This window comes from Butyricimonas synergistica DSM 23225 (genome assembly GCF_000379665.1).
Classification (GTDB): Bacteria; Bacteroidota; Bacteroidia; order Bacteroidales; family Marinifilaceae; genus Butyricimonas; species Butyricimonas synergistica.
Map to the genome: position 1 here is coordinate 1,847,546 of NZ_KB903359.1, position 14,409 is coordinate 1,861,954.

General features: G+C 35.9%; 15 protein-coding genes. All 15 read right to left on the reverse strand.

Annotated features, from left to right (window positions below; all coding sequences use genetic code 11):
* Positions 1–138 precede the first annotated feature (138 nt).
* Entirely contained in the window at positions 139–504 is a 366-nt protein-coding gene (locus A3CY_RS23100; RefSeq protein WP_148375395.1) for a hypothetical protein, read from the reverse strand.
* A complete protein-coding gene (locus A3CY_RS0108110; protein ID WP_018337412.1) occupies positions 425–754 on the reverse strand; it encodes a hypothetical protein in 330 nt (109 codons plus the stop codon). The genes A3CY_RS23100 and A3CY_RS0108110 overlap by 80 nt, the downstream gene beginning before the upstream one ends.
* 86 nt (positions 755–840) lie before the next feature.
* Positions 841–2,013, reverse strand: a complete 1,173-nt coding sequence (locus A3CY_RS0108120; RefSeq protein WP_026207447.1) for a DegT/DnrJ/EryC1/StrS family aminotransferase — start codon at positions 2,011–2,013, stop codon at positions 841–843.
* A gap of 4 nt (positions 2,014–2,017) precedes the next feature.
* On the reverse strand, positions 2,018–2,626 hold the full coding sequence (locus A3CY_RS0108125) for a sugar transferase (protein WP_018337414.1): 609 nt from the start codon (positions 2,624–2,626) through the stop codon (positions 2,018–2,020).
* A gap of 43 nt (positions 2,627–2,669) precedes the next feature.
* On the reverse strand, positions 2,670–3,422 hold the full coding sequence (locus tag A3CY_RS0108130) for a glycosyltransferase family 2 protein (RefSeq protein WP_040371316.1): 753 nt from the start codon (positions 3,420–3,422) through the stop codon (positions 2,670–2,672).
* Positions 3,423–3,432: 10 nt separating this feature from the next.
* Entirely contained in the window at positions 3,433–4,650 is a 1,218-nt protein-coding gene (locus tag A3CY_RS0108135) for a phenylacetate--CoA ligase family protein (protein ID WP_155828219.1), read from the reverse strand.
* Between the two features lie 77 nt (positions 4,651–4,727).
* The gene (locus A3CY_RS0108140; protein ID WP_018337417.1) at positions 4,728–5,753 is read right to left on the reverse strand and encodes a CapA family protein; all 1,026 of its coding nucleotides are present in this window, start codon (positions 5,751–5,753) and stop codon (positions 4,728–4,730) included.
* Positions 5,750–6,457 (reverse strand): hypothetical protein, encoded by a 708-nt coding sequence (locus A3CY_RS0108145; RefSeq protein ID WP_155828220.1) that lies wholly within the window; start codon positions 6,455–6,457, stop codon positions 5,750–5,752. Before A3CY_RS0108145 ends, A3CY_RS0108140 begins: the two co-directional genes overlap by 4 nt.
* A gap of 107 nt (positions 6,458–6,564) precedes the next feature.
* Entirely contained in the window at positions 6,565–7,659 is a 1,095-nt protein-coding gene (locus A3CY_RS0108150) for a glycosyltransferase family 4 protein (RefSeq protein WP_018337419.1), read from the reverse strand.
* Positions 7,660–8,018: 359 nt separating this feature from the next.
* On the reverse strand, positions 8,019–8,528 hold the full coding sequence (locus tag A3CY_RS20560; RefSeq protein ID WP_169503588.1) for an acyltransferase: 510 nt from the start codon (positions 8,526–8,528) through the stop codon (positions 8,019–8,021).
* A gap of 71 nt (positions 8,529–8,599) precedes the next feature.
* Positions 8,600–9,478: an ATP-grasp fold amidoligase family protein gene (locus A3CY_RS20565; RefSeq protein ID WP_071595967.1), complete on the reverse strand. Its 879-nt coding sequence runs from the start codon at positions 9,476–9,478 to the stop codon at positions 8,600–8,602.
* Positions 9,479–9,628: 150 nt separating this feature from the next.
* Positions 9,629–10,777: an EpsG family protein gene (locus tag A3CY_RS0108165; protein ID WP_018337422.1), complete on the reverse strand. Its 1,149-nt coding sequence runs from the start codon at positions 10,775–10,777 to the stop codon at positions 9,629–9,631.
* A gap of 81 nt (positions 10,778–10,858) precedes the next feature.
* Positions 10,859–12,070 carry a flippase gene (locus tag A3CY_RS0108170; RefSeq protein WP_240388132.1) on the reverse strand — a complete coding sequence of 404 codons (1,212 nt, stop codon included), beginning with the start codon at positions 12,068–12,070 and terminating at the stop codon, positions 10,859–10,861.
* Between the two features lie 122 nt (positions 12,071–12,192).
* Positions 12,193–13,305 (reverse strand): acyltransferase family protein, encoded by a 1,113-nt coding sequence (locus A3CY_RS0108175; RefSeq protein WP_018337424.1) that lies wholly within the window; start codon positions 13,303–13,305, stop codon positions 12,193–12,195.
* A gap of 79 nt (positions 13,306–13,384) precedes the next feature.
* A complete protein-coding gene (locus A3CY_RS0108180) occupies positions 13,385–14,401 on the reverse strand; it encodes an NAD-dependent epimerase (RefSeq protein ID WP_018337425.1) in 1,017 nt (338 codons plus the stop codon).
* Between the last annotated feature and the right edge of the window lie 8 nt (positions 14,402–14,409).

The following is a 14,409-nucleotide window of genomic DNA, read 5'->3' on the forward strand; positions in this document are numbered from 1 at the left end:
TTCAAACGTCTCTTTCCTCTTGAAATCAGGGCAACCGCATCAAATCTTAGTATTAAGTAGCAAGTCCGACAACTACCTCGGATTTGATGCGGTTGCCCTAGTATTTAAATCATTGCTCCACCTAAACGCTAACGCTTATCAAGCATCTTTTTCATCTCGTGCCTGTTCTATCAAAAATATCAATCTATTCAGGAACACCACTAAATCCTTTTTTCTCTTTAACACGTCCCGTTTCAATTCACCGTGATTCGGAAGCTTTATCCCAAAAATCTGTTCTGCAAGCCGAATTATGTCGTTATACTCCATCAACATCCCCTTTGGAGTCCACAGCACTTTTGCCAAACAAATTCCTAACGCCATCTCGGCGATTTCCATTTTAGCATTCCCCGATCTCCAGATAACAAGTGGAAAATCATCCGAACGCCTAACAAACCATTCCGGATGCACCAATCTCTTGTGAACCAGCCGGATCTCGACCTCCACGTACCACAATACGGCACGCACGCACCAACCCGCTACTTCTTTTTTTCCCCGTCACGCCAGTAGTTCGAATCACCTCGTCCAAAACTTGTAACCGGATATGAACACTCTCCAACCCTCGACACACCACCTCGTAATCCTGTTCCTCACGAATCCAGCCCTTCAAATCCATCATGAACTCCCGCACCATTGCCTCAATTTCGGCTCTTGCCATTTCGCCACGAGTTTCCTCTAACCAAGAGAACAATCTCGCGTTTTCTAACTTTTCAATCATAAAAATTTCAATTTAATATTATAAAACAAAAAGCCCCGGGAACTCTTTTCCCGAGGCATATCCTCAACTTTCATCATTTCCAATTTTCAACCCTCAATTTTCAATTGTTTAATGACTTGCGCCACCCGTTCAATATCCTGATCCGTCAACATCGGTCCCGACGGCAAGCACAACCCCACCTCGAACAACCGCTCGCTCGTCCCGTTCCCGTAAAACGGCGCATCCTTGAACACCGGCTGCAAGTGCATCGGCTTCCACAACGGGCGGCTCTCTATATTATCCGCCTCCAACGCCAACCTCACGTCTTCCCGCGTGACCCCCGCCTCTCCCGGCTCCACCGTGATACATGTCAACCAGTAATTTGAATTAAAATCTCCTCCCCCCGGCTGGCACATCACCCGCACTCCCTTCACCTCCTTCAACAACCGCACGTACAAATCATGAATCTCCCGCCTTCTCCTCACGTGCTCTTCCAGCACGAGCATCTGTCCTCGCCCGATTCCCGCGCATATATTACTCATCCGGTAATTATACCCGATCTTCTCGTGCTGGTAATGCGGCGCCTGTTCTCTCGCCTGCGTGGCGTAAAACAATGCTCGTTTCGCCCGTTCTTCACAAGGGCAAACCAAAGCCCCGCCACCCGACGTCGTGATGATCTTGTTCCCGTTAAAAGACAACGCCGCGTACTCCCCGAACGTCCCGCATTTCCGTCCCTTGTACTCCGAACCCAACGCCTCTGCCGAATCCTCCAGCACGGGTATCCCGTATCTCGAGGCTACCTCCAGAATCTCGTCCAGTTTCCCCGGCATACCGTACAAGTGCACCGGGATAATCGCCTTTGGCAACCGTCCCGTTTTCTCCAGTCTATCCTTGATCGCCTCCTCCAGTAGCACCGGGTCTATGTTCCAGGTATCCGCCTCGCTATCCACGAACACGGGTGTCGCCCCCTGGTAAACAATCGGGTTAGCCGAAGCCGAAAACGTGAAACTCTGGCAAATCACCTCGTCACCCTCTCTCACTCCCAGCAAAATCAACCCCAGGTGCAACGCCGCCGTACCAGCACTCAATGCCACCACCTGTTTCCCTTCATTTTCAACTTTCAATTTTCCATCTTCAATCAAAAAATCCCGAAGAGATTTTTCAAAAGCGTTCACGTTCGGTCCCAGCGGAACCACCCAATTCGTGTCAAACGCTTCGCGTATAAACTCCTGCTCCCGTCCACCCATGTGAGCGAGAGAAAGCCAAATTCTATCTTTCATAATACTATTTCAAAAATTCTTCTTCCAAATCTTTTCTGATAATCGTGTAAATGATAATTTTCACGTCCAACCAAAAACTCCAATGATGCAAATAATTCAAATTAATCCTTACCTTATCCGGAAAAATCACTTCATCATTATACTTTTGAGGATTCTCTACCTTGGCTAACAGCTCTTCCTCGTTACGATATTTCAAACTCGCGGGTCCCGTGATCCCCGGTTTCAACTTCAACACCTCCCGCCCCTCCCCGGTCAAACAATCCACGTATCCCGGAACATCAGGACGAGGACCCACGAAACTCATCTCTCCTTTCAACACGTTCCACAACTCCGGCAACTCGTCTAACTTATACTTTCTCAACACCGCCCCAAACGGGGTAATCCGGCTCTCTCCCGCCACAGACACCGACGAACCTCCATGCCCCACTGTCATACTCCTAAACTTGTACATAGTGAATAACCTCCCGTCTTTTCCGACTCGTTTTTGTTTGAATATCACAGGTCCACCCGGCATCTTCACTCGAATTAAAATCGCCACAACCAATAATACAAGCCATAACATAAATAACCCGAACAATGCCATAAAACGGTCAAATATCTCTTTCAAAAACATAATAAAAAGATATGCTCTATATTACATCGTTGCAATCACAACATCATATCACCCTTTTATATATCGCATTAAATGCATATCCACAGAAACAATACATTGAATAAAAAATAGATAAATGCTCTATATTACGATAGACTTTCCATACATCTTTTGCCGCTTTCCACTTTTTAGAAGTATTAGAAGTTGCAACAATTCTATAAGTAGCCAAACACTCCTCTATCCCATACGCCTCAAAACCTCGTTTCATTATTAACAACCACAAAGCCATATCATGACTACTTCTGATTATAGGCATCCTAAAATCACCGACAACGTTTCTATCGATTACAACCGTAAGACAACCAATAATAGTATTACGCAAATAATGGCTATATGAAAGTTTAAAAGGAACTTTTACTATTTTATTCAATTTTACTCCATCTTCTTTCATTATGTCATAACTTGAAAAAGAAAAAGGAATATTACGTTCTAACATATAGCTTACTTGATATTCTAATTTATCATCTCGCCAAATATCATCACTATCTAAAAAAGCAATAAATCTTCCCTTGGCTGTTTCTAATGCGACATTTCTAGCTTTTGCCGCCCCAACGTTACATGTCAATGAAATTAATTTTACTCTACAATCTTTCTCTACATATCGATTTACAACCTCAATTGAATCATCTTGCGAACAATCATCTACAATTAATAACTCCCAATTCGTATAACTTTGCTTCAACACTGACGATATTGACTCCCCTATAAAACGAGAAGAATTATAAGATGGCATTATAATAGAAACTAAATCTTCCATAAAAGAACTCTCAATCTAATTCTGAAATAAAATCACGCAGCTTACCATTCCAAGTATGCAATGTTTGTCCCCAAGCAATCTCAAAATCAATATCTTTTTTAAAGTATTTATCTAACTCTCGCTGCAATATATATTGATATTCCGGTTGATTTTGTTCTATTTTTAAATCAATCTTTCCTACCTCTCTTTGTATCGCTTGATAATTTAAAGAAATACCTGTAGTCAGTGCAATATTCTTGAACACATAATAAAACATCAAGCTAGGATATTGTTGCATATACCCTTTTATACATTTACCCACACGCCCCAAAATATCCAATATAACAGGATGCTCCCTACCACATTTACATCTAAAGGTCTTATCCGCAAGTTTCACATAATCACCTAACTTATAGCGAATAATTGGAAATGAATACGACAACAAATTTGTTACGACAATTTCACCATTTACCTCTTCCACGATAACATTTTCCATACAAATATGCATATTCCCTCCTTCTGGACATTCGTATGCTATAATACCTGATTCCGTGGAACCGTATTCACTAATCATTTTTACACCAAATGCATTTTGAACTTCCTTTTGATAACTTTCGTAAATTTTCTCTGAAGTTCCTTTCACCATTTTCAACTTAAAATTATTCTTCCTCTCAGATAACTGATTCACCATTTTTGCCGTTTCGTAAATCATTGAAGAATATCCCTCCAAATACGTTGCCCTTTTCAACCTTTTTATAAAACATTTCAACTCTTCTTTGCTGTACGAGAACATCCTAAAACGATTCTGTAAGAAATCAAGAAAAGCAACTTTACACTTTTGTTTTTTATCTATATTATATCCCCAGAAATAACCGTTTTTTTCCCAAAATTTCACACCATACCAATGATACCCCCTAAACATTGCAGCCCGATGTCCCGATTCCCATTCCTCATTTCTATAAAATTTCAAGACTTGCCCCGTAGTTCCTGAGGTCTCTGAAAAAAAAAGCTTTTTAAAATGATAATCCGACTGTATCCTTCTATTTTCTCTTAAAAGAGTATCTTTATCAATAATTGGTAATACTTTTATATCATCAATACTTGTGATTTCCCGTGCATTAAATCCGACTTTATCAAACAATTCTTTATAAAAAGCAGAATGCTCATACGCAAATTGTAAAAAAACTTTTGCTTTTTCCAATTGATATTTCTGTAACTTGTCTAATGCCCAAAAATCAGATTCTTTCAAAAAATTATAATAATTCAATAGAGAAGGATTCCTTTTGAGCATCCCTAAATAATAAATTAATCGATGTAGCATTAAAATTATTTCTTTATTCTTCTATACACAAAATCACGAACGATAGCCTGTATATCCTGAGATTTAAAACGACCTATGTTGCCAATGAAGTTTTTCCAATTATTCCTCCTATATTTTTTCATTCGTTGAAACACCATATTATAGTAAATTTCATTAGCAACGCCATCACGTAACAGGCTATTCAGATATTCAAATCTATATTTTTCCGGAACTTGACATATTTCAACTTGCTTTGGGAAGAAATCCTCTCCAATATGAATATAACGATACGAAATTAATGGTTCACTTTTTCCCAAATCCACATTTACTACACAAGAATATCTTAATGGCTCCCATGCCATATTAAAAACAAAGTTTCCTATGGAATAAAATATATATTTATCTTTATAACATTCAAAACCTTGCAACAAATGCGGATGCATTCCTACAATCAAATCAAAACCTAAATCTACCAACCAATGAGCAAATCTTTTTTGCTCTTCATAAGGTCTATCTATAAATTCATTTCCCCAATGAATATAAGCTATTTTGAAATCACTATCTGAAATTTTCTGGTATTCTTTTTGTATCTCCAAATACTCCGGACAATACCAATATAACGGTTCTTTCGAAAAATTTTCGGGACGCTCAGAAAACGCAAGTACACAAACCTTTTTACTTTGATGTTCAAATATTACACTTCTTTGAATATTATCTCCAAATATACCACACCCAAATCCAGCAAGATTTTGAAGCATCTCCCTGTAAGCTTCTTTCCCATGCTGCATTACATGATTATTTGCCACGCCATAATAATCAAAATGTTTTACACGAGCCAAATATTGAGGAGCTATCAAAAATTGCCGTTTATATATTCCTTCCTTATCCGAGAAATTTGCACAAACGCCTTCAAAATTTCCAATCCAAACATCGTTATCACTTCGATTTAAATGCATGTATGGATCATTTCCTTTCGTCAAACTCGTTCCGACTCCGAAACCTGTATCAAAAAAGCCATCCGTTAAATTAATATCTCCTGCTAAATGAATCATTTAAATGATCTATATATGGTTTCTAATTTCATTAATGCATTTATTTGTTTACCTAAAGAGGATTTGTTAAGAAATAGCAACACATTCCGAACTTTCCACAAAAAGGAAACTATATTTCTGATTACAGTATTTTTATAAACAAGATGTAGAGTGCAATAAGCTTTTCTAAACCCGAAAGTCCTTATCAAATAATCTTGTATACTTGTCGGATGATTTATGGAACGCTCTCCATCAGAGATAAAACGTTTATTTTTTTCATTTAAATAATAAACACACAAAGTATACACAAGCGAATTACTTATATGATACCTTAAATAATCATAGTCAAAGAAAAACTCTCTTAAATCCACATACTCTTCATAAGAATCAACTATCGCAAAAGCTACTAATTTATCATTATCATTAAGAAATACGCCCCACCATTCAATTAATTCATTTGGATCCTCAAATCTATCCACAAACATACTTTCCAAATTTCTATCTTTATGTTGGCTACGTTTTTTCATAACTTTCATAAATAATTGATGAATTTCATCCTTAAATTCACGTTTATTTATTCTTCTAGTAGTTGCATTATTTAACCCTTTATTAATTTCATTACGGTATTTAGATTTCATTTTAGATAAATCTATCTTATCATCTTTAATAACATACCACCATTCTGTTGGTGATTTCATGTCAAAATCAGTTATATACTTTGCCATGAATACATTTTCTGTACGCAAAAGGTGGTACATTTCATCAAAATTCAAATTCGAATTTATAATAGATTTATTTACAAGCACATGATTATAATTTACCCATACCATAATCATCTAATCTTTAATAACATTTCGTACTCTCTATGAGCTCTCAAAGCCAATCTATCCCAATTATACCTTTCTGCTAAAACAATGGCATTCTTACTTTTAAAATCTAACAATGCTTTTTCTGACAAAATTTTCAACAATCCTTTCGCAATACTATCAATATTCACTTCGGCACCCCAGCCAGCATCTACATTCTCTATTTCCTCCCGCATATTAGAACCTTGCGTAACCAAACAAGGTAAACCATAAGATAAAGCTTCAATTAATGCCATCGGATGTCCCTCTAAACGCGACGTCAAAATAAAAAAATCATTATCTAACAATACTTTTTCTTTCTCTGTCCCAAATACAGCACCATAATGATAAAAGACAATATCATCCAAATGCTTTTTACGCACATAATTATCTAAATATTCAATTACACCTTCTCTATCTTGACCATATATATGAATTGAACACCCAGCTTTACGTAGTTTATCTTGCACTTCATTACATGCCTCAACCAACAAATCAAGACCTTTATGATATAAAGTCAAACGTCCGATGAATACTCCTTTTAATCCTTTTTGTGAAAAGACCTCTTTTCTATTAGAAGGGAGAGTTATTCCATTACCAATAATAACATGATTTTTGTTCCACTTATCACCAGATTCTTTATATTCATTTTCCGTCAAATACTGTATTGCAAGTGCTTTTCTCGCAAATTTCCCAAAGAATAGCAAATTTCCGATCCATTTTTTTACAGGTTTAATTTTTTGGGCAGGAGCTGTTAAAGAACTTCTAGGAATAATAATATATGGTATATTCTTTTTCCAAACATCAAAGACTATTGCTTTAAAAGCAAATATATACACTGTTTCAAATACAACTAAATCAGGGTAATCAAAAGGAGCTGGCAAATCTTTGAGACGTCCGCTTGGATAATCTTGCAATGAATAATAGTAATTCGTTGCTTCCCATTCTTCAGTTTCTCCCATCCATAAATTATACCAAAAAACATTATCGTATTTTCCTTGAGCTCTTACTTGATTAGGGATACTCCAATATAAACCAGTATCTTTATTAGCATATATACTAGAACAAAACAAAATATTCATACATATTCTCTATTAAACAAACTGTAATTTCATTTTGATAATTTTTCATCAATTAAATAATATGTTTCAAACTCCCATGCAAGCACTAGACTATAGCTATTTACTAAAAGAATACACATTTTTCATTACAAGAATCTACGCAAATATTCAAATTTCACACTCATTGAAAAGTACTTTTTATACCTTAACTTGAAAATGTGAAATATTTAGTGCTTAAATCAATTATTCCAATCTATCACCTATTCTATACTTTAGAAAGTCTACATATTTCTACAAATGTCCCACCCAGAGATCACTAGATTGAAATTAAAAATATTCATAAATTATCATACTAATCATATCAATAATGTGAAATTTATCTAGCATTCTTTTAATTGCGAGACAACATATTCCCTATTAGTCGATATTATTGAATTTGCAGGAAAAACACCTTTAACAACACAACCAGCTGCAATTATACTATTATCACCAATTATCGAACCTTTCAATATAACAACATTCAAACCGATCCAAACATTATTCCCAATAACGATATTTAATGGTTCATCTTTTCCTATCGTTCTATCTAACGAATTTGTTTCATGTCCATTACTATCTATAATATTAACATTAGATGCGAACACGCAATTATCACCAATCTTCACCTTCTTCTTTGCATGAATATATACACCATTTAAACGACAATTATCACCAATTTCAACACTTGCATCCTTTTCATCAACAAGAATTGTTGTATAAAAAGGCATACCTGCATGATAGCCATATTTTGATCTACCAATCAAACAATTACGACCTATTTTCACACAAGTTCCATCCTCACTAATTATTGAACTTTTATAAAACACTAATGTTTTTCGTCCTATCTTCACCCGAGAATTACATGATAGTCTCGTATGGATCAAAGATCTAATCTTAAAAAAACAACTTAATACTTTTCTTATCATTTTTGATACAAACACAAATCAATCATACTACCAAATTTATAATCCCACTCAATCGGATCAAATCCGCCAAAACCACTTGTCGGAAAAAATGTAATTTCTCCAAAATAAATTTTACCATTGATATTATAAAAATCAATTCTTACAAATGGTTTGCCATTCGCCAATACCGTTGCTAACTCCCACATTTTATTAAAATTAGACGGTTTTTGTGGAAGCTTTTTCGCAAAAGGATAATTATGAGGTTCATGAAAATCTTGATGCTGCCACGCTTTGTCAAAAAAATCAATACACATATTAGCGCTCCTTCCTGATATTACCTGGCAATATTTAGGTTTTCCATTAAAACAAAAGAATTTATAATCTAGTAAATCACTAATGCCTTGAGAATTTTCATTCATTATATATTCTTCTGCAATAATACGCTTTCTCACATTTTTATATGGCCATTCTCTATATTTTATATAAATGTCAGCAAACATCGCTTTCTGCAAGCTCTCACACGCAAGTTTACGATTAAACACACTTTTATCTCTACAAATAATAACTCCATTACTTCCTCCGCCATGTGTAGTCTTTAACACAAATTGATTTGGAAGATTATCCCAATCAATATCTTCAATTTTATCCCAAACATTTAAAGTAGGGATTACATATTCTTCTCCTATTTTTTGAGCTACATATTCCTTTACTGCATATTTATCCACCATTTGCGTATATTCAGATCTTCGATCATAAATTTTCAAAAACTGCAATTTTTCCGAAAACGTTTTTGGAGACCGCCAATGTAAAATTCGCTTAAAATGCCGAAAGTACAATACTGAAAGATAATATTTATCTGGAATTATTTTCAACAAAGATCTTAAAATTAAACGCATAAAATATAAGATTAATATCACTCGAAATCTCTGTTGCTATACATAAACTACATATTTTGAATTACAACAACGAGATCGAACTTATTAGGATTTTTTACTATACGTCATTTTTAGACGCTTACTAAAACGTACAATAAAAATTCAATCGGTTTACACAAATTTTAAACTACATAAATCACCTCTAGCAGAAGCAATTAATAAAAGAATAAGACTCACAAAAAAAACGATTTCTTTTAACTTATACTTATTAAGATAACATCTCGAAGTAAATATTATTAAAAACAATGGCATGTCTAAAATAGTCACTAACCAACTCAATCGCCAACCAATATTAAACTCTATCAATATAGCAAACAAATCAATCAAAGTCAAAAATGCCATAAACCCTATAAATCTCCCACTCGTAGTTTTTTCTATCTTACATGTATCCTTTTTATTTATTCTATTAATTTTGAAATAATAAAAGCATAGCATATGTAGTGTAATAAATATAACAATTAAACTCAAAAAAAACTCCCAGATATAAAAATACCCTGTTGATGCTTGTGATTCTCGTAAATAATTTGATCCTTTTGTTATAGCTGCTTGAATATAAGCACTTCCATATATATAAACGACAAACACAAGGGAGAGCATACCGAACTTCGCAAACATTCTATACTTTCCTACATTTCCTTTCAAAATATAATAAGTAACAAAAATCATAACAGCAGCCATTCCTGCGGTATGCACTAATGACGCAACTATTAACCAAGGAAAATAGTTGATAATCTTTTTATGTTCTATCAGTATTTTATAAATACAATACGCAATAATAGCCATAGAAAGCATAGTCCGAATATTCGCTATTGTCATCATTAAAAGCCCTCTAGACATAAAAAAAAGAAAAACTAAAGCTATATCCTTTTTGGATACTTCCATTTTTTTATAGATTGCCTTTAATAAAGCAAAACATAATCCAAAAGTCAAAAAAGCATTTACAAAAGGTAACCATCTGTCATCTCCCAAATTACCTATAAAATGATAATAAAGGGTTGCAATCGGTGTTCCAGTTGACATTATTATCGTCCATGATTCTGCTTCTGTAATAACTAAACTCGCATACGCATGCATAGTTGGAATTATTCTTGTTAAGTCTGAACCACTCATTGGTACATAAAAAAAACCCATAAAAGCTAAAGCAATTGTGTAAATATCTAATTGAATAGATAATCCTTTTACCCTCCGAATCAAATAATACACAAGAAATAGCAACAATGCATACGTACCAACACCTATTATTCTTGGAATTAAATGCATATTTAAAATAGATTCAATTTTAAATTACAACTGCAAAGTCGAACTTAATTAACTTTCGTGCTATACGTCATTTTGGAACGCTTACCGATCGACGTATTTTTTTTTCAATTTCAAGGAATAGAATAAAATTGTACTACCCAACAAACTACGGGTTATTCCTATCACCAAAGCAGCTCCCACAAAACTATAGAAATATATTAAAGGAAACGAAATACAAAAGCCAATAACAGAAATCACTATAGTTATATTTCTTAATAAATGTTCTTGTCCAACAATAAGTAAATAGTTCGTGCCATACACATCGTTTAATGTCATAAATATACCCGATATAGCTATAATTCTTAAAACCCAAATTCCTTCGTAAAATTCCCCTGTGAAAAATATTTTCATCAATAAAGGGGCAAGAAAAAATAGAGCACAAGAAACAACAAATGATAAACACAAGTATCCTATAGCATATTGCCTGTGCCTACTCAAATTTCTAGAAAAATAAGGGAAAAATGTCCTAGAAATCACTCTAAAGAATTGTTGCGAAGCATTTACTAATTTTGAGCCAGCATCAAAAATTCCATTAGCTATCGGACCAACCAATATCCCCAATAATAATACAGAAAAGGCATTATACAAATTAGGACATATCTGATTCACAAACACATCCCAACCATTTTTTATTGTAGAAAAAATATCTTTATCAGTTGGTTTTACAAATTTCACACCCCACCTTTTAGTCACAAGAAGCATCGCACAAATTCCGGAAACCAAATACCCTCCAGCAATCAATAAGGGTTGCCACAAATAATCTGACTCTTTACGAATAACACAAAACACTAATAACGTAAATAATAATTTTGACACAATATTAAAAATCGTTATATATTTCATTCGTTCCAATCCTTGAAACAACCACTCTGGAAAAAATATATAACAAGGAATTAGTAAAAAAGTAAACAATAAAATCTGTCTATTTTGAGAAAAAATAGGGATAACAAATAATAACATTAAGAATACACAAAAACACATCAACATGATATAAATTTTTGCCCACATCACACAAGAAAATATTCGAGAAATAGTATTCATATCTTCTCTATTTCGGGCAATATCACGAGTCGCCGTAAAATTAAATCCCCAGTCTACTATAGTTTGAAAATACATAACAACAGCTGCTGCAAAAGCTATTTTACCAAATCCTTCAGCTCCTATTACTTTTGCCAAATATGGATATGTTAATAAAGGGAATACATAACCCGCAACTTGAAGCAAAGATAAATAGGCAAAATTTTCTAAAAGCATTCTTACATTTTTACTTTTAAAAAGGAATAAACGATTAGAATAACCCATTAATGATTTCTCCTTCTTATTTCTTAAAATCTGTATATTTGAAATATCTACACATTTAAGTGATACTCGCCATTTTAACCTATTAAATACCTACCTACCCGTGTTTTCAACGTCAACCGAGAAAATATTATAGAAAAAATGAACGTGATAACACAAGCTATCCATGGTAACCAATAAGGTCCCACCAATTGAGGCAAAGAAGTTTTATAATATAACACTTGTAATATGAATTGTTGATAAATATAAACCCCGAAACAAATTGCACCCACGTTAATTACCCACGAGGCGGGTCTAACCCGACATTTAGCAATCACGTAATTTGTCAGCAAGTATATAGCGCATACACCAGATATCGAAACCGGCAAGCTCACCACTCTATTCACCACATGTCTCATTAAACGCCAAGCAAAAGATTTATCTTCACTAACCGGAATAAAAAAATAATCACTCAACAGGAACAGAAATAAAAAACATGAAACAATTAACACTACATGTTTCAAATCACAAACTCTTTCAACAATCCAATCATGATACAACCACGTCACGAAACCTCCCCAGAAAAACACCAGGTAACGTGCCGCGGGTCCTAACCCGAAAGGCAATGGGCAAGGGAACAAAGATATTATTGCCAAAAAGAGGAAAGAAATCAAAATACATAAGTATTTGATATTCAGCCCAAATCCACATTCATCGTTTAACCTTTCAAATTCGGCTGGATTCAAATAATCGGATAATCGCTTAAAACACAAATTCACGAGAATTTCTCCTGCCACGAAACACCAGAATAACATGGGCAAAAACCACAAGTGACCAGCTCCACTTGATATTTTAACCACCCCGGATAAAATCGTGTAATCTTCCCACTTGTAAAACATACAAAAATAGATCAAGCTAAAAAACAAACCCGGAAGCATCAACCTTTTAAATTTCTTCACCACAATATCTTTCAAACGGTCGAAACGCCCAAGAGTCAGTTGCTGGTACCCGTAAACATAACCCGATATGAAAATAATAGCTGGCATCTGAAACGAATCAAAAAATTTTGCAATATATCCATACCATTTAATCGGTTGGAACCCGACAGGCTCTGTCCAACCTCCATTATAAATTATAAAAGCATGATAAATAACAACAAATCCTATGATCAAAGGACGTATCACAGACACGTCTAAAAGTAATCTCTTCATTACAAGATTTCTTTACAAGCACTTAAACAAGAAAATTTCCCTTACGAGGGCTCTAAAAAAGTACCCGACTCGAATTAAATTAATACAAAAAATAATTCTTCCACCACCCCATGAACTCGCCAACCCCCTCTTTCAGCGTCACCCTAGGTTTGTACCCCGTTTCCCGTTCCAACTTCGACGTGTCAGCGTAAGTCCGGTAAACGTCACCCGGTTGCATCGGCAAATAGATCTTCTCCGCTTTCTTGCCGAGGGCATTCTCCAGGCACTCGATGAAATCCATCAACTTCACCGGTGAGGAACAACCGATATTGTACACCTCATGGCGATGATCCTCGTTGCCTTCTGGCACTTTATCCAGCACCCGGAGCACTCCCTCCACAATATCGTCTATGTATGTAAAATCCCTACTCAAATCTCCTTTATTAAACACCTTGATCGGCTCTCCATTCATGATCGCTTTAGCGAAAAGCATCGGCGCCATGTCAGGGCGTCCCCACGGACCGTAAACCGTGAAGAACCGCAATCCCGTGGCAGGTATCCCGTAAAGTTTAGAATAACAACTCGCCATCAACTCGTTCGCCTTCTTCGTGGCGGCGTACAGGCTCACGGGATCGTCCACCCGGTCCTCTTCCGAGAAAGGTACCTTTTCATTCGACCCGTACACGCTGCTCGAGGAGGCGTAAACCAGGTGCTGTATGCCGTGATGGCGGCAACACTCCAGCACATTCACGAATCCTACAAGGTTACTATCCACGTAGGCAAACGGGTTCTCGAGAGAGTAACGCACTCCCGCCTGCGCGGCAAGGTTGACCACCCGGTCGAACTTCTCCCGCGCGAACAGTTCCGGCAATCGCTCCCGGTCCTCCAGGTTCATCCGCACGAAACGGTACAACGGGTATCTCCCGCTCTGCACCAGCTTCCCGGGTTCAATATCTTCCCGCGTGATCCCCGTTTCCGCCAACCGGGCGTATTTCAGGTTCACGTCGTAATAATCGTTGATGTTATCCAACCCGACCACTTCATCGCCCCGCTCCAACAAGCGTTTCACCACGTGGAAACCGATAAAACCCGCCGATCCCGTTACAAGTACCTTCATTTATCTAT